At 71.3% G+C, this 22183-nt stretch carries 22 protein-coding genes; 17 read left to right on the top strand and 5 right to left on the bottom strand.

Going from position 1 to position 22183, the window contains the following annotated elements:
* Nucleotides 1-421 precede the first annotated feature (421 nt).
* On the bottom strand, nucleotides 422-697 hold the full coding sequence (rpsT, locus tag BM430_RS12365; protein ID WP_093567557.1) for a 30S ribosomal protein S20: 276 nt from the start codon (nucleotides 695-697) through the stop codon (nucleotides 422-424).
* A 229-nt stretch (nucleotides 698-926) separates the two neighbouring features.
* Between rpsT and BM430_RS12370 the strand changes: the two genes are divergently transcribed.
* From BM430_RS12370 to BM430_RS12385, 4 genes are all read left to right on the top strand, one after another.
* On the top strand, nucleotides 927-1142 hold the full coding sequence (locus tag BM430_RS12370) for a hypothetical protein (protein ID WP_093567558.1): 216 nt from the start codon (nucleotides 927-929) through the stop codon (nucleotides 1140-1142).
* A 90-nt stretch (nucleotides 1143-1232) separates the two neighbouring features.
* Complete coding sequence (gene queC, locus BM430_RS12375) at nucleotides 1233-1940, top strand: 7-cyano-7-deazaguanine synthase QueC (protein ID WP_093567559.1); 708 nt, start codon at nucleotides 1233-1235, stop codon at nucleotides 1938-1940.
* A gap of 64 nt (nucleotides 1941-2004) precedes the next feature.
* Complete coding sequence (locus tag BM430_RS12380; protein WP_093567560.1) at nucleotides 2005-3171, top strand: acetyl-CoA acetyltransferase; 1167 nt, start codon at nucleotides 2005-2007, stop codon at nucleotides 3169-3171.
* A 35-nt stretch (nucleotides 3172-3206) separates the two neighbouring features.
* Entirely contained in the window at nucleotides 3207-4475 is a 1269-nt protein-coding gene (locus BM430_RS12385; RefSeq protein WP_093567561.1) for an MFS transporter, read from the top strand.
* On the opposite strand, the gene BM430_RS12390 is transcribed toward BM430_RS12385, so the two are convergent.
* Nucleotides 4417-4689, bottom strand: coding sequence for a BolA family protein (locus BM430_RS12390; RefSeq protein ID WP_093567562.1), 273 nt, complete (start codon nucleotides 4687-4689; stop codon nucleotides 4417-4419). The two genes, BM430_RS12385 and BM430_RS12390, sit on opposite strands and share 59 nt — an antisense overlap.
* A 134-nt stretch (nucleotides 4690-4823) precedes the next feature.
* On the opposite strand from BM430_RS12390, the gene BM430_RS12395 reads away from it, so the two are divergent.
* From BM430_RS12395 to cobT, 4 genes are all read left to right on the top strand, one after another.
* Nucleotides 4824-5447 carry a J domain-containing protein gene (locus tag BM430_RS12395; protein ID WP_093567563.1) on the top strand — a complete coding sequence of 208 codons (624 nt, stop codon included), beginning with the start codon at nucleotides 4824-4826 and terminating at the stop codon, nucleotides 5445-5447.
* Nucleotides 5448-5664: 217 nt separating this feature from the next.
* The gene (gene cobS / locus BM430_RS12400; protein WP_093567564.1) at nucleotides 5665-6648 is read left to right on the top strand and encodes a cobaltochelatase subunit CobS; all 984 of its coding nucleotides are present in this window, start codon (nucleotides 5665-5667) and stop codon (nucleotides 6646-6648) included.
* 19 nt (nucleotides 6649-6667) lie between these two features.
* Nucleotides 6668-7165 carry a DUF29 domain-containing protein gene (locus tag BM430_RS12405; RefSeq protein WP_093567565.1) on the top strand — a complete coding sequence of 166 codons (498 nt, stop codon included), beginning with the start codon at nucleotides 6668-6670 and terminating at the stop codon, nucleotides 7163-7165.
* 7 nt (nucleotides 7166-7172) lie between these two features.
* Nucleotides 7173-9074: a cobaltochelatase subunit CobT gene (gene cobT / locus BM430_RS12410; protein WP_093567566.1), complete on the top strand. Its 1902-nt coding sequence runs from the start codon at nucleotides 7173-7175 to the stop codon at nucleotides 9072-9074.
* 302 nt (nucleotides 9075-9376) lie between these two features.
* On the opposite strand, the gene rpmB is transcribed toward cobT, so the two are convergent.
* Nucleotides 9377-9667, bottom strand: coding sequence for a 50S ribosomal protein L28 (rpmB, locus tag BM430_RS12415; protein WP_093567567.1), 291 nt, complete (start codon nucleotides 9665-9667; stop codon nucleotides 9377-9379).
* A gap of 300 nt (nucleotides 9668-9967) precedes the next feature.
* Between rpmB and BM430_RS12420 the strand changes: the two genes are divergently transcribed.
* The 7 genes from BM430_RS12420 (at nucleotide 9968) to BM430_RS12450 (ending at nucleotide 17888) form a co-directional block, all read left to right on the top strand.
* Entirely contained in the window at nucleotides 9968-10885 is a 918-nt protein-coding gene (locus BM430_RS12420; protein ID WP_093567568.1) for a DUF3108 domain-containing protein, read from the top strand.
* 6 nt (nucleotides 10886-10891) lie between these two features.
* Nucleotides 10892-11215: a hypothetical protein gene (locus BM430_RS12425; protein ID WP_093567569.1), complete on the top strand. Its 324-nt coding sequence runs from the start codon at nucleotides 10892-10894 to the stop codon at nucleotides 11213-11215.
* A gap of 78 nt (nucleotides 11216-11293) precedes the next feature.
* On the top strand, nucleotides 11294-14839 hold the full coding sequence (locus BM430_RS12430) for a helicase-related protein (protein ID WP_093567570.1): 3546 nt from the start codon (nucleotides 11294-11296) through the stop codon (nucleotides 14837-14839).
* Nucleotides 14840-14848: 9 nt separating this feature from the next.
* The gene (locus BM430_RS12435; protein ID WP_093567571.1) at nucleotides 14849-15175 is read left to right on the top strand and encodes an RNA-binding S4 domain-containing protein; all 327 of its coding nucleotides are present in this window, start codon (nucleotides 14849-14851) and stop codon (nucleotides 15173-15175) included.
* A 137-nt stretch (nucleotides 15176-15312) separates the two neighbouring features.
* Nucleotides 15313-15651: a ferredoxin FdxA gene (gene fdxA, locus BM430_RS12440; protein WP_093567572.1), complete on the top strand. Its 339-nt coding sequence runs from the start codon at nucleotides 15313-15315 to the stop codon at nucleotides 15649-15651.
* 432 nt (nucleotides 15652-16083) lie between these two features.
* On the top strand, nucleotides 16084-16671 hold the full coding sequence (locus BM430_RS12445) for a CarD family transcriptional regulator (RefSeq protein ID WP_060848844.1): 588 nt from the start codon (nucleotides 16084-16086) through the stop codon (nucleotides 16669-16671).
* Between the two features lie 338 nt (nucleotides 16672-17009).
* A complete protein-coding gene (locus BM430_RS12450; protein WP_093567573.1) occupies nucleotides 17010-17888 on the top strand; it encodes an RNA polymerase factor sigma-32 in 879 nt (292 codons plus the stop codon).
* Between the two features lie 240 nt (nucleotides 17889-18128).
* Here the strand turns inward: BM430_RS12450 and BM430_RS12455 are convergent, their stop codons facing one another.
* Both BM430_RS12455 and BM430_RS12460 read right to left on the bottom strand, forming a co-directional pair.
* Nucleotides 18129-18812, bottom strand: coding sequence for a 4'-phosphopantetheinyl transferase family protein (locus BM430_RS12455; RefSeq protein WP_244539462.1), 684 nt, complete (start codon nucleotides 18810-18812; stop codon nucleotides 18129-18131).
* Between the two features lie 52 nt (nucleotides 18813-18864).
* Nucleotides 18865-19887, bottom strand: coding sequence for a LysR family transcriptional regulator (locus BM430_RS12460; protein WP_093567575.1), 1023 nt, complete (start codon nucleotides 19885-19887; stop codon nucleotides 18865-18867).
* Nucleotides 19888-20210: 323 nt separating this feature from the next.
* Between BM430_RS12460 and argJ the strand changes: the two genes are divergently transcribed.
* Together argJ and BM430_RS12470 are read left to right on the top strand one after the other, a co-directional pair.
* Nucleotides 20211-21452: a bifunctional glutamate N-acetyltransferase/amino-acid acetyltransferase ArgJ gene (gene argJ, locus BM430_RS12465; RefSeq protein WP_093567576.1), complete on the top strand. Its 1242-nt coding sequence runs from the start codon at nucleotides 20211-20213 to the stop codon at nucleotides 21450-21452.
* Entirely contained in the window at nucleotides 21449-22171 is a 723-nt protein-coding gene (locus BM430_RS12470) for an SIMPL domain-containing protein (RefSeq protein ID WP_244539463.1), read from the top strand. The genes argJ and BM430_RS12470 overlap by 4 nt, the downstream gene beginning before the upstream one ends.
* The last annotated feature ends 12 nt before the right edge of the window (nucleotides 22172-22183 follow it).

The raw sequence follows: 22183 nt of genomic DNA on the forward strand, positions 1-22183 counted from the left end.
AAAAGAAACGGCGCGGGTTTCTCCTCTCCCCGCGGGCGGGGAGAGGCCTGAGCTCCGAAGGGGCTCAGGGAGCAGCGAACCGAAGGTTCGCTGCGAGGGTGAGGGGGTCTCGACGAGCGAGGCTCCTTCGAAAATACCCCCTCACCCTCGCTCCGGCTGCGCCTCCGCTTGCCGTATCGCCTGAACGGCGACACGGCCCTCTCCCCGCCCGCGGGGAGAGGTGAAACCCCCGCCTCGTCCTTTCCCCAGACAGCAGGGGACGTGCAGCGATTTCCCTCGCACCGCGCGCCTTCGTCGGACCCAGACACGAAAAAGCCCGGCGCGCAGGCCGGGCCATTTCCTCTCGTCTCTCGGACCGGTCACGCCGTGCCGGCGCGGGTCCGCGAGGCCGAACGTTCGACGGTCGCTCAGGACCCAGGCGTTACGCCTGGGCGGCCTGCAGGCCCTTCACGCGGGCGGCGAGGCGCGAGACCTTCCGCGAGGCGGTGTTCTTGTGCACGATTCCCTTCTGGGACGCGCGCATGATCTCCGGCTCGGCGGTCCGCAGGGCGGTCAGCGCGATGCCGTGATCGCCGGCCTCGATCGCCTCCTCGACCTTGCGGATGAAGGTGCGCATGCGGCTGCGGCGCGAGCGGTTGACTGCCGTACGCTTGGCAATCTTGCGGGTCATCTTCTTGGCCGACACGGTGTTGGCCATCGGCGTTCCTCATTCAAAAAGGCGAGGCCCGAGCGATCCCGGCGGGATCGTGGCGTCGCGTGTCAGGGCATGGAAGCACGGGCAACCCGCCGGGCGAAAGCCCGCAGGTCCGCGAGCCGCGGTCTATAGACGCGAGCGGCCGGAACGTCAACGCCGGACCCGAAAGCCGGCTTCGGAACGCTCTCCCCGCTCAATGGTTGAGGTTCTAACACATTCAAGGGAGTTCAGCATGATCCGGTCCGCTTCCCTCCTCGCCGCCGGCCTCCTCGCGGTCTCGTTCGTCGCTGTGCCGCACCAGGCCGAGGCCAAGGGCTGCATCAAGGGCGCGATCGTCGGTGGGCTCGCCGGCAAGGCGGTCGGCCACGGCAAGGCCGGCGCGGCGGCCGGCTGCGCCGTCGGCCACCACAACGCCAACAAGAAGGCGAGCCAGGCGCAGGGCCAGTAGAACGCGGGGCCAGTAGGCTCGCGCGGCGCTCCGGGCGTATAGGAAGGGCGGTCCCGTGGATGGGGCCGCCCTCTTCTGTTTGGAGCCCGCATGACCTCGTCCGACGGCGCCCTGGTGCTGTTCTCCGGCGGGCAGGATTCGGCCACCTGCCTCGCCTGGGCCCTCGACCGGTTCGACCGCGTCGAGACCCTCGGCTTCGATTACGGCCAGCGCCACCGGATCGAGCTCGATTGCCGCGCGACGCTGCGCGCCGAGATGTCCCGGATCGTGCCCGCCTTCGCCGGGCGCCTGGGCGACGACCACACGCTGAACCTCGACGCCCTCGGTGCGGTCTCGGAGACCGCGCTGACCCGCGACACCGCCATCGCCATGGAGGCGGGCGGGCTTCCCAACACCTTCGTGCCCGGCCGCAACCTCGTCTTCCTCACCTTCGCGGCGGCGCTCGCCTACCGACGGGGCCTGCGCCACATCGTCGGCGGCATGTGCGAGACGGATTTTTCCGGCTACCCCGATTGCCGCGACGACACGATCAAGGCGCTGCAGGTCGCGCTCAACCTCGGCATGGACCGCCGCTTCGTGCTGCACACGCCCCTGATGTGGATCGACAAGGCCGAGACCTGGGGACTCGCCCGCGACCTCGGCGGTGAGCCCCTGGTCGACCTCATCGTGCGCGAGAGCCACACCTGCTACCTCGGCGAGCGCGGCGCCCTCCATCCCTGGGGCCACGGCTGCGGCACCTGCCCGGCCTGCAGCTTACGCGCCGCGGGCTATGCGCGCTTCCGTGCGGAGGATGCGTGAGCAGCGCTTGCAGGCGGTCCTTCCGTTGCGCACATTGCACCGCAAACACCGGGAGGAGAGAATCATGACCGCCTGCATCGTCGGCTGGAGCCACACGCCCTTCGGCAAGCACGACGCCGAGACCGTCGAGAGCCTGATCGTCCGCGTCGCCAACGAGGCGATGGCCCATGCGGGGATCGGCCCGCAGGACGTCGACGAGATCGTGCTCGGCCACTACAACGCGGGCTTCACCCCGCAGGACTTCACCGCCTCCCTGGTGCTCCAGGCCGATGACGGGTTCCGGTTCAAGCCGGCGACCCGGGTCGAGAATGCCTGCGCCACCGGTTCGGCGGCGGTGCACCAGGGCATCAAGACCATCGAGGCCAAGCGCGCCCGGGTGGTGCTGGTGGTCGGCGTCGAGCAGATGACCCGCACGCCCGGCCCCGAGATCGGCCGCACCCTGCTGAAGGCCTCCTACCTGCCGGAGGACGGCGACAACCCGGCGGGCTTCGCCGGCGTGTTCGGCAACATCGCCGGCGCGTACTTCCAGCGCCACGGCGACCAGTCCGACGCGCTCGCGATGATCGCCGCCAAGAACCACCATAACGGCGTCCAGAACCCCTACGCGCAGATGCGCAAGGATCTCGGCTTCGAGTTCTGCCGCACCGAATCGGACAAGAACCCCTTCGTCGCCGGCCCCCTCAAGCGCACCGATTGCTCGCTGGTCTCGGACGGCGCCGCGGCCGTGGTGCTCGCCGACACCGAAACGGCCCTGCGGATGCGCCGCGCCGTCGCCTTCCGGGCCACCGCCCACGCGCAGGACTTCCTGCCGATGTCGAAGCGCGACGTGCTGAAGTTCGAGGGCGCCGCCACCGCCTGGGCGAAGGCGCTGGGCCAGGCCGGCATCACCCTCGACGACCTGTCGCTGGTCGAGACCCACGACTGCTTCACCGTCGCCGAGCTCATCGAGTACGAGGCGATGGGCCTGACCAGGGAGGGCCGCGGCGCCGACGCGATCCGCGAGGGCTGGACCACCAAGGAGGGCAAGCTGCCTGTCAACCCGTCCGGCGGCCTGAAGGCCAAGGGCCACCCGATCGGCGCCACCGGCGTGTCGATGCACGCCCTCTCGGCGATGCAGCTCGTCGGCGAGGCCGGCGGCATGCAGATCCCGGACGCGACGCTCGCAGGCGTGTTCAACATGGGCGGCGTCGCGGTGGCGAACTACGTCAGCGTGCTCGAGCGCATCAAGTAACCGTAAGTACCCCCAACAACCGGAGCGGCAGGACCGTGACATCCTTCCTGGTCCTGCTGCTCACCTACACGATCAGCCAGTTCGACCGCGGCTTCCTCGCCATGGTCGCGCCCGATCTCGGGCCCGACCTCGGTCTCCAGCCCTCCGACCTCGCGCTCCTCTCGGCGGGCTGGTTCCTGGCCTTCGCGGCGGGCCAGGTGCCGACCGGGCTCCTCCTCGACCGCATCGGGCCGCGGCGCACCGTAGCGGGGTTCCTCGTCGCCGCCGCCCTCGGCGCAGCCTGCCTCGGGCTCGCGCAGGGGTTTTCCGGTGCCGCCGCCGCGATGGCGCTGATCGGGCTCGGCTGCGCGCCGGCGCTGATGGGCGGGCTCTACCTGTTCGGCCGGGTCTATCCGCCCGAGCGCTTCGCCATGCTCTCGTCGCTGATGATCGGCCTCGGCACCGCGGGCGACCTTCTCGGCTCGACGCCGCTGGCGCTGGCGAGCCACGCGCTCGGCTGGCGCGCGATCCTGTTCGGGCTCTCTGCCGTCACCCTGGCGGCGGCCGGGCTGGTCCTGTGGCTGATCGTCGATCCGCCGCGCCTCGCCGATCCGCCCCGTACCTCGGTCTGGCACGGCTTCGCCGAGGTCGCACGGATGCGGGCCCTGTGGCCGGTCTTCCCCGTCGTGTTCGTCAGCTACGCCGTCGTCATCGCCACCCGCTCGCTCTGGGTCGGCTCCTATCTCGGCAGCGTCCACGGCCTCGATGCGCTCCAGCGCGGCAACGGCACGCTGGCGATGAGCGCCGCGATGGCGGCGGGCGCCATCGGCTACGGGCCCCTTGAGCGGCTGGTGCGCGATCCGAAGCGCACGGCGCTCGGTGGCTGCCTCGTCACCGGCCTGGCCCTCGCCAGTCTCGGCCTGTTCGGCGGCAGCTCGACGGCGCTGGCGGTCGCGCTCCTGGCGCTGACCGGCGCGGCGGGCCTGAGCTACGGCATCCTGATGGCCCATGCCCGGCTTTTCTTCCCCGCCCACCTGCTCGGACGCGGCGTCGCCTTCATGAACATCGTCTTCATGGGCGGAGCAGCGGCTTTGCAGGGACTGTCGGCCCTGTTCGTGCTGGGCACCGGGGGGCTTTCCCCGGACGCGCTCTACGGCCGGCTGTTCCTGGCCTACGGGCTGGCGCTGCTGGCGGCCACGGCGGTGTATGCGTTCGCGCCGCGGGAGCCGGCGTATGAGCCGGTCGATCCGGGTCGGGGATCGTTGCCTACCCCGCCTCCCCCGGCGTCCGCGCCCGCAGGGCCAGGGCGTGCAGGCCGCGCTTGAAGGCGTCGTCGAGGAGCGCGTTCACCATGCGGTGGCGCTCGACCCGGCTCTTTCCCTCGAAGGCGGCCGACACCACATCCAGTCGGAAGTGAGTTTCCCCCCCCTCTCGCCAGCCGGAATGGCCGGCATGCTGGTGTGATTCGTCGACGACGCTGAGTGCCGTCGGCGCCAGCCGCTCCTCCAGCGTCGTCCTGATCCAGTCGCTCAGGCTCATCGCGCACCCGTCCTTAACCTGCTTCGGATCGAGTGACCGGAGCGGGCCCCGCCCGTCAAGCCGTCCGGTTCCGCCTGCGGCATCAGGCCCGAAGCCCTTGTGCCCATCCCGCCGCCCCTCATAATCGCCCCATCATGGATCTGAACTCGCCCCTGTTCGACCGCATCCGCATCCGGCCCTCCTGCGACGAGCCGAAGAAGGCCGAGGGTCCGGCCTGCGAACGGCCGGGCTGCACCCAGCCCGGGCTGCACAAGGCGCCCAAGGGGCGCAAGCAGGAGGGCCAGTACTGGCGCTTCTGCATGCAGCACGTGCGCGAGTACAACGCGTCCTACAACTACTTCGACGGGATGAACGACGCCGCCGTCCAGGCCTACCAGAAGGACGCGGTGATCGGGCACCGCCCGACCTGGACGATGGGCGTCAATCCTGGCGGAAAGACCGGCCCGAAGCCGGACGCCGCCCAGCGCGACTGGGACTACGTCGATCCCCTCGGCATCCTGCGCGGCGAGGGCGCCGGCCCGGCCTCGCGCCGCGCCCGGGCCGAGCCGCCGCCCCCGCGCTACTCGGCCCCGGTGCGCAAGGCCCTCGACGTGCTTGGTCTCGACGAGAGCGCCGACCCGGCCGCCGTCAAGGCGCAGTACAAGGTGCTGGTGAAGCGCTTCCATCCCGACGCCAACGGCGGCGACCGCTCGTTCGAGGACCGCCTGCGCGACATTATCAAGGCCCACGACACCCTGCGGGCCGCCGGCCTGTGCTGACGCGAGGGGGCGAACCCGGTCGGGCACGGATCTCGCATCCCTGATCCGCGGCGGGGGGGCTCGAAACCGGGCGCCTCCCCCATATATCCGGGTCAGGCACGTTTGCGCCGGCACTCCCCGCAGATTAATGACATGCGGCGCCCGCCGGTCACCCCGCGCCGTCGCGACATCCGCAGGACGCCCATGGAGGGCCAGGCCTGCCCCGACGAGGCTCCGTATGCTTGCTGAGAATACGCCACCCGCACTCCCGGACACGACCGTCTCGGTGCGCAAGGTGTTCGGGATCGATTCGAACCTCGAGGTGCCGGCCTTCTCGGCCACCGACGAGCACGTGCCGGATCTCGACCCCGACTACCTGTTCGACCGTGAGACCACCCTGGCGATCCTGGCGGGCTTCGCGCGCAACCGCCGGGTGATGATCACCGGGTATCACGGCACCGGCAAGTCCACGCATATCGAGCAGGTCGCCGCCCGCCTGAACTGGCCCTGCGTGCGCATCAACCTCGACAGCCACGTCTCGCGCATCGACCTCGTCGGCAAGGACGCGATCGTGCTCAAGGAGGGCAAGCAGGTCACCGCCTTCCAGGACGGCATCCTGCCCTGGGCGCTGCAGAACAACGTCGCCCTCGTCTTCGACGAGTACGATGCCGGCCGCCCCGACGTGATGTTCGTGATCCAGCGCGTGCTGGAGGTGTCGGGCCGCCTGACGCTCCTCGACCAGAAGCGGGTGATCCGTCCCCATCCCGGCTTCCGGCTGTTCGCCACCGCCAACACGGTCGGCCTCGGCGACACCTCGGGTTTGTATCACGGCACCCAGCAGATCAACCAGGGCCAGATGGACCGCTGGTCGATCGTCACCACGCTCAACTACCTGCCGCACGACCGCGAGGTCGACATCGTGCTCTCCAAGGCGCAGCACTATCGCGGCGACGGCGGGCGCGACATCGTCAACAAGATGGTGCGCGTCGCCGACCTCACCCGCAACGCCTTCATCAACGGCGACCTGTCGACCGTGATGAGCCCGCGCACGGTGATCACCTGGGCCGAGAACGCCGACATCTTCAACGATATCGGCTTCGCCTTCCGGGTCACCTTCCTCAACAAGTGCGACGAGCTGGAGCGCGCCCTGGTGGCCGAGTTCTACCAGCGCTCCTTCGGCAAGGAGTTGCCCGAGAGCGCGGTGAACGTCGCGCTGAGCTAAGCAATCAGGAGGTCGTCCGATGGCGGACCCGGTCTTGAGCGAGCAGCGTTCCGACGAGGCGCGGCCGTCGCGGGACCAGGCCCGCTATGACGACGACACCTATGCCTGGGCGTTGGAGCAGGCCAAGCTCCTGCGCTCGGGCCGCTTCGACGCCATCGATGTCGAACACGTGGCCGAGGAGCTGGAGAGCTTGGGTAGAAGCGAGTTCGCCAAGCTGCGCAGCTGTCTGCGCGTGCTCGTGATGCACATGCTCAAATGGGACCAGCAGCCCGAGCACCGGACGGCGAGCTGGATCTTCTCGATCCGCGAGCAGCGGCGGCGCTACCGTGACGTGCTGGCCGACAATCCGAGTCTCAGACCTCGCCGTGACGAGGCCTTGCGGCGCTGCTACCCGGATGCGCGGGACTGGGCCAGCAACGAGACACACATTCCCTCCGACGAATTCCCGCGCACCTGCCCCTACACCTGGGACGACCTGCTGGACCGCCCCTTCGACTTCGACTCGCTGAAGAAGTAGCCTCGCCATGTCCATCTCCAACCGCAAGCCCGGCGAGAAGCGCGAGTCCGTCGCCGAGCCGCTGAAGCGCTCGGTGGCCGGGACGCTGCGGGCCATCGCCCGCAAGGCCGAGATCGAGGTCACCTTCGCAACCGACCGGCCGGCCCTCACCGGCGACAAGGCCCGCCTGCCCGAGCCGCCGCGCAAGCTCTCCCCCGGCGACGTCGCGATCCTGCGCGGCCACGCCGATTCGATGGCGCTGCGGCTCGCCTGCCACGATAACGCCGTCCACCGGCGCCTCGCCCCCGAGAACGCCGCCGCCCGCGCGGTCTTCGACGCGGTCGAGCAGGCCCGGGTCGAGGCGATCGGCTCGCGCCGGATGGCCGGCGTGGCCGGCAACCTCACGGCGATGCTGGAGGACCGCTACCACCGCGGCGGCAAGTACGAGGAGATCACCGACCGCGCCGACGCGCCGATGGAGGACGCCATCGCCCTGATGGTGCGCGAGCGCCTGACCGGCCAGGCCCCGCCGCCTGCGGCGCAGCGCATCGTCGGCCTGTGGCGGGAATTCATCGAGGACCGGGCCGGGCGCAACCTCGACGGGCTGCTCGGCACCCTGGAGGACCAGCGCGCCTTCGCCCGCTCGGTGCGCGACCTGCTCTCCTCCCTCGACATGGCGGACGAGGCCCCCCTCGATCCCGACGACGAGGAGAACGACGACGAGAACGAGGCCGAATCCGACGAGCAGCAGGCCGGCGAGGGCGAGGCCGAGCAGCAGAGCCAGGGCGACCGGGCCGAGATGGAGGTCTCGGACGAGGCCTCCGACGAGATCGAGGAAGGCGCCACCGAGGCCGCCGACGCGCCCTCCGGCGAGCTGCCGGAGGATGCCGAGGATGCCGATTCGGAGGAGGCCTCCGAGTCCTGGCGCCCGCCGGGCCCGCGCGCGAACGAGCCCCGCGGCCCCGACTACAAGGTCTTCTCGCAGAAATACGACGAGGTGGTCCACGCCGAGGACCTGTGCGACGCCGACGAATTGGCGCGCCTGCGCTCCTACCTCGACAAGCAGCTCGCCCATCTCCAGGGCGTGGTCGGGCGCCTCGCCAACCGGCTGCAGCGGCGGCTCCTGGCGCAGCAGAACCGTGCCTGGGAGTTCGACCTGGAGGAGGGCCAGCTCGACCCGGCGCGCCTGGTGCGCGTGGTGATCGACCCCTTCCAGCCGCTCTCGTTCAAGCACGAGAAGGACACCAATTTCCGCGATACGGTCGTCACCCTGCTCCTCGACAATTCGGGCTCGATGCGCGGCCGGCCGATCACCGTGGCGGCGACCTGCGCCGACATCCTGGCCCGCACGCTGGAGCGCTGCGGCGTCAAGGTCGAGATCTTAGGGTTCACGACGCGGGCCTGGAAGGGCGGGCAGTCGCGGGAATCCTGGCTGCAATCGGGCAAGCCGCCGACCCCGGGCCGGCTCAACGACCTGCGCCACATCGTCTACAAGTCGGCCGACGCCCCGTGGCGCCGGGCGCGGAAAAATCTCGGGCTGATGATGCGCGAGGGCCTGCTCAAGGAGAACATCGACGGCGAGGCCCTCGACTGGGCCCACAAGCGCCTGCTCGCCCGGCCCGAGCAGCGCCGGATCCTGATGGTGATCTCCGACGGCGCGCCGGTCGACGATTCGACCCTCTCGGTCAATCCGGGCAACTACCTCGAGCGCCACCTGCGCTACGTGATCGACGAGATCGAGAATCGCTCGCCGGTGGAGCTGCTCGCCATCGGCATCGGCCACGACGTGACCCGCTACTACCGCCGGGCCGTCACCATCGTCGACGCCGAGGAGCTCGGCGGCGTGATGACCGAGAAGCTGGCCGAATTGTTCGACGAGGATGCCGGGACGATGCCTGTGCGCCGGATGGCGGCGGGCGGGCGGCGGTAGGCAGAGGTCAGCCCTCCCGCCCACGACCTCGTTCAAACCCTCCGGGTCATCCCGGGGCCGCGAAGCGGAACCCGGGATCCATCACCGCCGAGAGTTCAGAAGAGGTCGACTGCGCTCCGTCTCATTCTTCGATGGCAGCGGTTACGGATCCCGGGTTCTCGCCTCCGGCGAGCCCCGGGACGACGCAGAGAGATGTAGACTTGCGTGCCCAAACACGAAAAACCCCCGGGCGCCATGGCGCATCCGGGGGTTTTTCGCGATCGACGCTGACCGATGGAGGCGCTATGCGCCTCCCGACCGGCTCAGGCCGCCTCGGCGAGCTTCTTCTCGATCTCGCGCTTCAGCAGGCGGGCGTTCTGCGACAGGTCGGTCTCGCCGGCCTTGATCAGGAACGCGTCGAGGCCGCCGCGGTGCTCGACCGAGCGCAGGGCGTTGGCCGAGATGCGCAGGCGCACCGAGCGGCCGAGCGTGTCGGAGAGCAGGGTGACGTTGCACAGGTTCGGGAGGAACCGGCGCTTGGTCTTGTGGTTCGAGTGGCTCACGAGGTGGCCGGTGAGCACCCCCTTACCGGTGAGCTCGCAGCGACGCGACATGGTCTTCAATCCTCAACTGGTCTTGGTGCGGAGAGGGACCACGCAACGCGAGAGCCGGGCGTGCTGCGCACCCCGGCCTGAACCGGACCCCGCGAAGTCCCTGGAAAGCACGCGCCTATAGAGGGAGAGTGCGGGTCTCGTCAAGGTACGGGCTCTGAAGCGGGCCCGCGCCGCCGGGAGCGGCCGCCCGGGCTCCGAGACGACTCCGAGACAATCCGTTAACCCTAATCGCGTCACGATAGGGCCAGATTCTCCCCGCTTCATCGGGGCTGGGCGACGGTGATCGAGATCGGTTCCCTCATGCGTTCCAAGGCCTTCCTCTCGCTCGCCCTCGCGGCGGGGCTCGCCCTTCCGGCCGGCGAGGCGACGCCGGCAAAAGCCGCGCGGGGCCGCGCACCGAAGGCCGGCGAGACCGCCGTCACGGTCGATTACGGCATCATGCTCGCCGGGATGCCGATCGGCACCGCGCAGGTCACCGGCTCGGTGCAGGGCCAGCGCTACACGATGGATGTCAGCGCCCGCCTCACCGGCCTCGTCGGGGCGATCACCGGCGGCTACGGCTCGGGCCGGGCGAGCGGCGCGGTGGCGGCCCGGCCGGTGCCGGCCGCCTTCGCCCTGTCCTCGCACAGCGCCTCCGCGTCGATCACCGTGCGCATGGCGCTCGCCCGCGGCAACGTGGTCGCCTCCGACATCGCCCCGCCGCTGGTACCCGATCCCGAACGCGTCACCGTCGGCGAGGCGCACAAGCGCGGCGTCATCGATCCGGTGAGCGCCCTGATGATGCCGGCGCAAGGCCGCGGCGACCTCACCGACCCGCAGAACTGCAACCGCACCATCCCGGTCTTCGACGGCGCGAGCCGGTTCAACGTGGTGCTGAGCTACGCCGAGACCCGCAGCGTGCAGAAGCCCGGCTATGCCGGCCCGGTCCTCGTCTGCAACGCCCGCTACCAGCCGATCGCCGGCCACCGGGCCGACAAGCCGGGGGTGAAGTTCATGGAGGACAACACCGAGATGTCGGTGTGGCTCGCCCCCGTCGAGGGCGCGCGGGTGCTCCTCCCGCTGCGCATCGCCGTGCGCACCCAGCTCGGCCTCAACATCATCGAGGCGACGCGCTGGGCGCAGACCGGCCAGGGCGCCCCGGAGACGACCGTGCAGGCGGCCGCCGCGGCCCAATCTTCCGGAATGCCTACCCCCGAGACGCCGGCGGGCGGGCGCTAGAGACCCGTGCGGCGCGCCCTCTCCCTCCTCCTGCTGCTCGCCCCGCTCCCGGCGCTGGCGAACGGGCACGATTGCGGCGGCGACGCCTATTCGTCGGCGACGATGGGCGCGAACCCGCCGGGCCCGCTCACCGCCGTGCCGGACACCCTCTGCGCCGACCTCGACCAGGGCCGGGCGCCCGAGACCCGCATCGAGGTCTACGCCCCCGGCGTGGCGCCCTCGCCCTACGGCGATCGGTCCCCGTATGGCGATCGGTCGGCTCCCGCCCCATATGAGAGGAGGCCGCTGCCCGGGCCACGGCCGCGGAGTGGCCGCGATCCGGAGCGCTAGACGGGGTCCTGATCCTTGGGTTCGGGACGGCGCGGCGGCCACCGCCGCTTTACGCCCCGAGGATGTCAGTCCAGCCCGATGACGCGCCGCTCCCTCTCACCGCAGGCCCGCTTGCGCGGCGCCACGGCGGTGCTCGGTCCCACCAATACCGGCAAGACCCACCTCGCCATCGAGCGGATGCTCGGCCACCCGACCGGCATGATCGGCCTGCCGCTGCGGCTGCTCGCCCGCGAGGTCTATCACCGCGTCGTCGAGCGGGTCGGCCCCGAGCGGGTCGCCCTGATCACCGGCGAGGAGAAGATCAAGCCGAACCGGCCGAGCTACTGGATCTGCACCGCCGAGGCGATGCCGCGGGACAACACCGTCGACTTCGTCGGCATCGACGAGATCCAGCTCGGCGCCGACCGCGACCGCGGCCACACCTTCACCGACCGGCTGCTGCACCAGCGCGGCCGCGAGGAGACGCTGCTGATCGGTTCGGCGACGATGGAGCCGCTGGTCAAGGCGCTGATTCCCGGCATCCACGTCACGACGCGCCCGCGCCTGTCGCAGCTGAGCTTCGCCGGCAGCCGCAAGCTGTCGCGCCTGCCCCAGCGCAGCGCCATCGTGGCGTTCTCGGCGGAGGAAGTCTACGCCATCGCCGAGTTGCTGCGGCGCCAGCGCGGCGGCGCCGCGGTGGTGCTGGGCGCGCTGTCGCCGCGCACCCGCAACGCCCAGGTCGAGCTCTACCAGTCCGGCGAGGTCGACTACCTCGTCGCCACCGACGCGGTCGGGATGGGGCTCAACCTCGACGTCGACCACGTCGCCTTCGCGTCGAACCGCAAGTACGACGGCACGCGATTCCGTGACCTCTCCCCCTCCGAGATGGCGCAGATCGCCGGACGCGCCGGGCGCCACCTGCGCGACGGCACCTTCGGCACCACCGGGCGCTGCCCGCCGCTCGAGGCCGAGATGGTCGAGGCTCTGGAGAGCCACACCTTCGATCCGCTGCGCGTGCTGCAATGGCGCAACCCGGACCTCGATTTCGGCTCGGTCGACGCGCTCCGCCGCAGCCTCGCCGAGCATCCGAGCGAGCGCGGGCTGATCCGGGCGCCGACCGGCGACGACGAGGCGGCTCTCGACCTCCTGGCCAAGGAGGACGACATCCGCGACTACGCGACCTCGAAGAGCGCGGTGGAGCGGCTCTGGATGGTCTGCGGCGTGCCCGACTACCGCAAGTCGGCGATCCAGACCCATGCCGACCTGATCGCCCAACTGTTCCGGTTCCTGATGCGCGGCATGGCCGGACGCATCCCGGTCGACTGGTTCGCCCAGCACGTGGCGATGGTCGACCGCACCGACGGCGACATCGACGCCCTGTCGCAGCGCATCGCCCACGTGCGCACCTGGACCTTCGTGGCGAACAGACCGGACTGGCTCGCCGACCCGGAGCATTGGCAGGGCGAGACGCGTCGGGTAGAGGACAGGCTGTCCGACGCCCTGCACGAGCGGCTGGCGAGTCGATTCGTCGATCGGCGCACCAGCGTGCTGATGCGGCGCCTGAGAGAGAATACCATGTTGGAAGCTGAGATCACCGCGGGCGGCGACGTGACGGTCGAGGGACAGCACGTCGGCCATCTGCACGGATTCCAGTTCGTGCCGGATCCCGGCGCCGAGGGCCAGGAAGCCAAGACCCTGCGCAGCGCCGCCGAGAAGGCGCTGGCGAGCGAGATCGAGGCGCGGGCCGACCGGTTCGCCGCCGCGGCGGACGCGGCCCTGGTGCTCTCGAACGACGGCACGATCCGCTGGACCGGCAACCCGGTCGCCAAGCTGGTCCCGGGCGAGAAGCTCTACGCCCCCGGCCTGCGCCTGCTGGCCGACGAGCAGCTCAGCGGTCCCGCCCGCGAGAAGGTCGAGGCCCGGCTCGAGGCCTGGCTCAAGGCCCACATCGTGCGCCTGCTCGGGCCCGCCCTCGAGCTCGAGACCGCGGCCGACCTGACGGGGCTCGCCCGCGGCATCGGCTTCCAGGTCGCGGAGGCCCTCGGCGTGCTGGAGCGCGCCAAGGTCCTCAACGAGATGCGCAGCCTCGACCAGGAGGGCCGCGCGGCCCTGCGCAAGCACGGCGTGCGCTTCGGCGCCTACCACATCACCATGCCGGCGCTGCTGAAGCCCGCGCCCCGGACGCTCGCGGCGCAGCTCTGGGCGCTGCACAACGGCGGCCTCGACCAGCGCGGCCTCGACGAGATCGCGCATCTCGCCGGCTCCGGCCGCACCTCGATGCCGGTCGATCCCGAGATCGCCAAGGGCCTCTACCGCGCCGCCGGCTTCCGGGTCTGCGGCGGCCGGGCGGTGCGCGTCGACATCCTCGAGCGCCTGGCCGACCTGATCCGCCCGGCGATCGCCTACGTGCCCGGCACCACCCCCGGCGAGCCGCCTCCGGGCACCGCCGACAAGGACGGCTTCGTGCCGACCGTCGGCATGACCTCGCTCGTCGGCTGCTCGGGCGAGGACTTCGCCTCGATCCTGAAGTCGCTCGGCTACGTCGTCGACCGCCGGCCCGGCCCGGCGATCACCGTGGCCCTGCGCCCCGCCGCCGCGACGGTGCCGGTGCAGGCGAAGCCCGCCGAGAGCGCCGAGGCGGGCGAGGCCGCCGACGCCGCGTCCGAGGCGCAAACCGAGGCCGTGACGGCCGAGGCGACGGGCGACGATGCCCCGGCCGGGGAGACCGCGCCGCACGAGGTCGCCGGCGACGAGGCCGCCGAGCCGGTCGAGGCCGAGGCGGCGGAGCCCGCGCCCGAGGCGGCCGCTCAGGAGACGCACGACCAGGACGCGCCGGCTCAGGCTGCGGCGGCTCACGACGCTCCGGTCGACGGCGCCGTGGTCGAGGAGGCGCCCGTCGAGGCGCCCGCGGGCGAGGAGACGGCTCCGGTGGAAGCCGAGGCTGCGCAGGTCGAGGCGGGCGAGCCCGTCATCGAGACCGCGGCCTCCGGCGAGACCGCGGAGTCCGAGGCCTCTACCGAGGAAGCCTCTGCCGCCGAAACTCCTGCCGGAGAGACCGCCGAGGCCGCGGGCGAGCCCGCCGCGCCGGCGGAGCCGGTCGTGATCGAGGTGTGGCGGATGCACCGCCATCAGCGCAGCCACGCCCCGCGCCATCAGGGCCGCGGCCGGCCCGAGGGCCAGGGACAACGTGAGGGACAGCGCGAGGGCCAGCACGGCCGTCCGCGCGGCGGCTTCCCGCGGCCGGAGGGGGCTGAGGGCGCGCCGGCGGAGCAGCGTGCCCATCGCGCGCCCCGCGACGGCCAGCGCTGGGGCGACCGGCGCCCAAATGAGAACAGGGGTGGCGAGAACAGGGGCGGCGAGAACCGTCCCGCCGGCGAGGGCCGGCCGGAGCACCGCTTCGAGGGCCGTGGACCGGAGAACCGGGGCGAGGGCCGCCGCGACGGTCGTCCGCCGCGCGGGCCGCATCCGGGCGGGCGCGAGGGCGGCCGGCCGCCGCAGGACCGGCGCGACGGCGCCCCCCGCAACGGCGGCATGCACGATGCCCGGCCGCCGCGGCGCGAGCGCGCCCCGGATCCGGATTCCCCCTTCGCCAAGCTTCTCGCCCTCAAGGCGCAGATGGAGGCGAGGGACGGCGACAAGCGCTGACCGGGCGCCATGCGCGCGGACCGGCAGCGCCTCGACAAGTGGCTGTGGTTCGCGCGCTTCGCCAAGACGCGCTCCCTCGCCGCGCGCCTGATCGAGGACGGCTTCGTGCGGGTGAACGGCCAGCGGGCCGACGCCCCCTCGAAGGCCGTGGCGGTGGGCGACGTGGTCACGGTCGCGGCCCAGCACGTCACGGCGGCGGTGCGGGTGCTCGACCTCGGCGAGCGCCGGGGCCCGGCACCGGAGGCCCGGCTGCTCTACGCCGACCTCTCGGCCGTGTCCCCGGCGGGCCCCGCGCCCGGCGGGACGGCCCGACCGGCCCGCCTGCGGAAAGCGTGACGCGAAGGCGACGCCTCCCGGCAACCGGGGCCGCCCCGCAACGGGCGGCTTGCAAGCCCGCCCGGCCGGGTCTAAGGCCGCCCCATACGCCCGGGCGCCAGCCGCGCCCCTCACAGCCTTCGAGGTTTCACCGGCCCATGACCTACGTCGTCACCGACAACTGCATCAAGTGCAAGTACATGGACTGCGTGGAAGTGTGTCCGGTCGACTGCTTCTACGAGGGCGAGAACATGCTCGTCATCCAGCCGGACGAGTGCATCGATTGCGGCGTGTGCGAGCCCGAATGCCCGGCCGAGGCGATCAAGCCCGACACCGAGCCGGGCCTGGAGAGCTGGCTGAAGCTGAATGCCGACATGGCCAAGAGCTGGCCCAACATCACCCAGAAGAAGGCCGCGCCGGCCGACGCCAAGGAGTGGGACGGCAAGCCCGGCAAGCTCGAGGCCCATTTCTCGGCCAATCCGGGCTCGGGCGACTGAGCGGGTCCGCGCCGGATCGTTACGGCTTCGTAACGATCCCTGCCGGGACCGCATGACGGGTCTGCGATCCCCCGCCAAGCTGGTGAAACATGGTGCAAGGTGCCCGCGCAGCCATGCCGGGCGCCTGAATTTTTTTGATTTTCAGGCCTCTTCGTGCTAGGTTCCTGATCGCCGTCGCTTTTCGTCCGACGTGCAGCCTTCGTCCTCCGAGCGGGAATTTTTTCGATGGGACGAGGCTGCATGCGATCAGCCAAGGTGGATCTCGCGTGGTCCGCCGTGCGTTCGGACGTTCCGTAGCTATGGTTTGACAGGGACTGACGGGCATCCCGCGGGACGTCCGGCAGGCGCGTATTTTTCGCCGGGTGCCCTGACCCGGATGAATGATCCGGTCGCGGACATTGCCGCGAACGGTGACCTGGAGGCCACCCCCGCATGACGACCGCCAAGAAGACGACAGCCGCCCGGCAGGGCTTCAAGACCGGCGAAGCAGTCGTTTACCCGGCCCACGGTGTCGGCCGCATCACGGCCATCGAGGAGCAGGAGATCGCCGGCTACAAGCTCGAGCTGTTCGTGGTGTCGTTCGAGAAGGACAAGATGGTCCTGCGGGTCCCGACCGCCAAGGCGAATTCGGTCGGCATGCGCAAGCTCGCCGAGCCCGAGCTGGTCAAGAAGGCGCTCGACGTGCTCACCGGCCGCGCCCGGGTGAAGCGCACGATGTGGTCGCGCCGGGCCCAGGAATACGAGGCGAAGATCAATTCCGGCGACCTGATCGCCGTCACCGAGGTGGTGCGCGACCTCTTCCGCTCCGACGCCCAGCCCGAGCAGTCCTATTCCGAGCGCCAGCTCTACGAGGCGGCCCTGGATCGGGTGGTGCGCGAGATCGCGGCAGTGAACCGCATCACCGACACCGAGTCGCTCAAGCTCATCGAGCAGAGCCTCGCCAAGTCGCCGCGCCGGGCTAAGGGCGCTGAAGCCGAGGCCGACGGCGAGGACGTGCAGGACGAGGCAGAGGCCGCCTGAGCCTCCACGCCTCTCCCGGACGACAAAACCTGAGACGACCGAAAGCCCGGCCCTCGCGCCGGGCTTTCGCGTGACCCGACGCCCCTTCGCCGAACCGCCCTCCCCGCCCCCGCGTTGCTACCTGCGCCTGACACCCAGTCCGGGCGCGCTGTCCGCAAGGTAACCCCGGAGCCGTTGCGTCCGCCAAAGAATCGTGCCGCCGACGATTTTTTCGCAATGCGGGAACCGATCGGGTGGTCCCGCCGTTGTCGCAGGCCTTGCGGTGTAACGGGCGCGCTCCACGCGCCGCCCCGGCCTCATCGCGACACACAGCGCTCACCACAATGGCGGAGGCGGGGATGGCGGAAATCGCAGGCATACGTCGGCAGTTCGTTCGCGTCGCGATGGATGCCCCCTTCCTCGAGAGGGAAGAGGAGCGCGGCCTCGCGGTGCGCTGGAAGGACGAACGGGACGAGGTGGCGCTGCACCGTCTGATCTCCGCCCATATGCGGCTCGTGATCGCCCTCGCCGGCCGCTTCCGCCATTACGGCCTGCCGATGGCGGATCTGGTCCAGGAGGGCCATGTCGGCCTGATGGAGGCCGCCGCCCGCTTCGAGCCCGAGCGGGACGTGCGCTTCTCGACCTACGCCACCTGGTGGATCCGGGCCTCGATCCAGGATTACATCCTGCGCAACTGGTCGATCGTCCGCGGCGGCACCTCGTCGGCCCAGAAGGCCCTGTTCTTCAATCTCCGGCGGCTGCGCGCCCGACTGATGCAGTCGACCGACGAGCGCGTCGGCGACGAGATCCACCGCCGCATCGCCACCGCCATCGGCGTGTCCCGCGAGGACGTGGCCCTAATGGATGCCCGCCTCTCGGGCCCCGACATGTCGCTCAACGCCCCCGTCGGCGACGACGGCGAAGCCTCCGCCGAGCGGGTCGATTTTCTGGTCGACACGTCTCCCCTGCCCGACGAGACCGTTTCCGACGCCGTCGACAGCGAGCGCAGGCTGACCTGGCTGCGTCAGGCACTCACCGTGCTCTCCGAGCGCGAGTTGCGCATCCTGCACGAGCGGCGCCTCGCCGAGGATCAGGCGACCCTGGAGGCCCTCGGCCACCGCCTCGGCATCTCCAAGGAGCGCGTGCGCCAGATCGAGAACCGCGCCCTCGAGAAGCTGCGCCGCGCCCTCGCCGAGCGCTTCCCGCAATCGAATGCCGGAATGAGCGCTTACGTCTGAAGACCCCAGGATCTGCTCGACAGGATCAGCACGCTCCATGTCATTCCGGGGCCGCGCAGCGGAGCCCGGAATCCAGATCCGCAGGACGTCCAGAATGGAGCGGCACGCGGGCCGCTTCGTTCTGCACCAATTGTGTTTCTGGATTCCGGGCTCCGCTGCGCGGCCCGGAATGACGTGGAGGCTGTGAAACTCGTAGAGGCAAACCTGGAATTCGCATCCTACCTCGACCGATCGTCCGGGTCAGACCGCCACCACGACAGCCACCTCCATCCCCTCCTCCGCCGCCCAGGCGAACCGAGCCCCGTCCGGCAGCAGCCGCGACGCCGCCCGCAGGGACAGGCCCGCCCGCGCCAAGCGCCAACCCGCTCCCTCCGGCGTCAGCCGGACCGAGTTCGGCTCGGCGACCAGGCCCTCGCCGGTCGCCTTCAGGCAAGCTTCCTTGACCGACCAGTATTCCAGCGCCTGCCGCGGCCGGGCGCCGGCCGGAAGGCCACGGTAGGCGGCGAGCTCGACCGGGTGCAGAAAGACCGGCGCCACGCCGTCCCAGTCGACCGGCCGGGCGGCGCCCTCGACGTCGATGCCGATCCGGCCGTCGCTCGACAGCCCGACCGCGACCCAGCCGCCGCCGTGGCTGAGATTCAGGTCGATGCCCGGGATCCCGGGCAGGAACGGCCGGCCGCCGGGCTCCCGCGCCAGGACGATCCCGGAGGGCTCGCGGCCGAGCCAGGACCCGAGCAGGTGGCGCAGCAGCCCGTGCGCCGCAGCACGCTCGTGACGGTCCTGCGCCTGACGGAAGCGGGCGATGCGCGCGGCCTCGTCCGGGGGAAGCTCCAGGCGCCCCGCCGGCAGGGCCGCGATCGCATTGGCCGGGGCTGCCACCGCCAGCGTCCCGCCCGCGAATACAAGATCCGAGATGTCCGTCACCACAGGCTCCGTGCGCCCCGTCGCGAGCTAAAGCACGGGTCCCTCGGGCGCGTCACGCCTCCTGCAGGTCGTAGAGGGCGGTGAGCTCGGCCTCGTCCAGGGTGACGCCGCGCGGCGCCAGCTGCTCGGCGAGCCGGCGCGAGGCGAAGGCGATGAAGCTGCGGGTCTTGGCCGGCAGCAGCCGCGAGGTCGTGACGAGGTAGATCGGGCTCGGCAGGCCGTGCCACTCGGGCAGCACTCGCTCCAGGCGGCCGGCCTCCACGTCCCGCTCGACGTCGATCACCTGGAGGAGGCCGATGCCGTGCTCCGCCAGGGCCAGGCGCCGGGCCATGCCCTGACTGTTGCTGGTGACCGCGCGCGCCACCGACGCCGACACCATCTCGTCCTGCCGTTCGAGTGGCCAAGTACCCGACGCAGACGTACCCGACGCAGACGAACCCGAGGCGGAGGGGCCCGACGCCGAGGTGGCCGATGCGGAGGGCGGGCCGACCATCACCGCCTGATGCCGCGCGAGGTCGGCCGGGGTCTCGGGCCGTCCGGCCCGGTCGAGGTAGCCGGGCGCAGCGAACAAGCCGTTCTCGAGCTGCGCCACCTTGCGGGTGATCATCGAGGTCTCCCGCGGCGCCCCGACGGCGAGGGCGAGGTCGTAGCCGTCCTGGGCGAGGTCGACGAAATGCGGCCAGAGATCGAGATGCACCCGCACCTGGGCGTAGCGCTGGGCATAGTCCCGCGCGACGACCGAGAGGTGGTGCAGCACCCACGGATCGGGCGGCGCCGCGATCTTGAGGAGGCCGCTCGGCCCCTTCGCCTGGGCGATCAGCTCGTCGAAGGTGCGCTGCGCCTCCTCCACCAGGCGCGTCGCCTGCTCGTAATAGGCTTCGCCGTGCGGGGTCAGCACCAGCTTGCGGGTGGTGCGGTCGAGCAGGCGCAGGCCGATCGAGGTCTCGAACTGGGTGATGCGCCGGGAAAGGGAGGAGATCGGCACGTCGAGCGCCACAGCCGCCTGGCTGAAGCTCTTCCGTTTTGCAACCTCGACGAAGAGCGCCATGTCGCGAAGGACTTGCGGGTGGGCCAAACGGGAACCTCCGGACGGCGGACGGGGACGTGCGGGCGCGCGTCCCGTGCCGACTCCTCTAGATAACAATGTGCAACTCTAGATAAGAGAACGCCGTCCCGCCCCAGCGTCAACTCCCTGCCGAAAACATTTTTCCACGGGCCCGCCGCCCCTACGTGGTCGCTGCACCGGCTCCGGAGCCGGCTTCTCAACTCGGACATGCACAACCGGAGACACAACCGATACCGCGAACCGGCTCGGGCCCGGTTGACGCAGGGCGCCTCGGCGGGGCAACACCGCCGCGCCGACGCGGACGACGAGGTGTCGGCGGACCGGAGTCTCGCATGTCTCACCCCGTCTCGCCGCTCGCGCCCAAGCACCAGCCCGCCCTGCCGCCGATCGCGGGCGTGCGCCTCGCCACCGCGCAGGCCGGGATCCGCTACCGCGGCCGCACCGACGTGCTGCTGGTCCTGCTCGATCCTGGCACCCGGGCGGCGGGCGTGTTCACCCGCTCGAAATGCCCGTCGGCGGCCGTCGACTGGTGCCGCGAGACCCTGCGCGGCGAAAAGTCCGCCCGCGCGCTGGTGGTCAATTCCGGCAACGCCAACGCCTTCACGGGCCTCAAGGGCCGCGAATCGGTGCGCCTCACCGCCGAGATCGCCGGCAAGGCGGCGGGCTGCGCGCCGTCCGAGGTCTTCATCGCCTCGACCGGCGTGATCGGCGAGCCCCTCGACGCCACCAAGTTCGACGGCGTGCTGGCCGATTGCGCCGGCCGCACCGGCCCCGGCGCCGAGCGCTGGACCGAAGCCGCCAGCGCGATCATGACCACCGACACCTTCCCGAAGCTCGCCACCCGCCGGGTGCGGCTCGGCGGCACCGAGGTGACGATCAACGGCATCGCCAAGGGCGCCGGCATGATCGCCCCCGACATGGCGACGATGCTCTCCTTCGTGTTCACCGATGCCGACCTGCCGGCGGAGGTGCTGCAGGCGCTGCTCACCCGCGGCGTGGCGAAGAGCTTCAATTGCTGCACGGTCGACGGCGACACCTCGACCTCCGACACCCTGATGCTGTTCGCCACCGCCAAGGCCGGCAACGCCCCGGTCGCCTCCGCGGAGGATCCGGCTCTCGCCGAGTTCGCGAACGGGCTCGACGACCTCCTGGTCGAGCTCGCCCAGCTCGTCGCCCGCGACGGCGAGGGCGCGCGCAAGTTCGTCACCGTCGAGGTGGGCGGCGCCACCGATGATGCCTCCGCCCACCGGATCGCGATGTCGATCGCCAACTCGCCGCTGGTGAAGACCGCGGTGGCGGGCGAGGATGCCAATTGGGGCCGCGTGGTGATGGCGGTCGGCAAGGCCGGCGAGCCCGCCGACCGCGACCGGCTGGCGATCTGGTTCGGCGACGTGCGGGTCGCCGTCGAGGGCGCCCGCGACGCCGGCTACGACGAGGAGGCGGCCTCGGCCGCGATGCGCGGCGACGCGGTGACGATCCGGGTCGATCTCGGCCTCGGCGCCGGCACCGCCCGGGTCTGGACCTGCGACCTCACCAAGGCCTACGTCGAGATCAACGGGGATTACCGCTCGTGAGGGCGGTCGCACTCCTGCTGGCGCTCGGTCTCGCGGGGCTTCCCGTCCTGGCGGGGCCCGCCCTTGCCGAGGACGCGCCCGGCCGGATCAGCGTGATCGGCCGGGCGAGCCGGGAGGTGGCGCCCGACTTCGCCACGGTGGAGATCGCGGTGGAGAGCCGCGGCCAGACCCCGGCTGCGGCTCTCGACCAGAACTCGGCCGCCGCCCGCAAGGTGGCGGAGCTCGCCGGCGAGTTCGGCATCGCGGGGCCCGACCTCGCCACCGCCGCGGTGTCCCTGCGCCCAGCCAGCAAGACGGTGCGCGAGTCCAACGGACAGATGCGGGATGTGCCCGACGGCTACCAGGCCAGCAACGCCGTCTCGGTGCGGGTGCGCGATCTCAAGCGCCTCGGCGCCCTGATGCGGCGCCTGCTCGACGGCGGGGCCGACCGGATCGGCGGCGTCGCCTTCGGGCTGTCGGATCCCGGCCAGACGGAGAACGCCGTCCGGGCGGACGCGGTGCGGGATGGCAAGCGCCAGGCCGAGATCCTGGCGGAGGCGGCGGGCACCCGCCTCGGGCGCCTGGAGAGCCTCGTCTCGCCGCCGCGGGAGACCGCACCGGCGCCGATGCACGCCCGCACCTTCGCGAAGGCCGCGCCCGGCGGCCTCGCCGTCCCGATCGAGCCCGGCACCCTGACGGTCGAGGCCGCCGTCGAGGTCACCTATCAGGTCGCGCCCTGACGGGCGCCGCCT

Origin of the sequence: Methylobacterium sp. 174MFSha1.1, from assembly GCF_900116815.1 — a bacterium.
Taxonomy (GTDB): Bacteria; Pseudomonadota; Alphaproteobacteria; order Rhizobiales; family Beijerinckiaceae; genus Methylobacterium.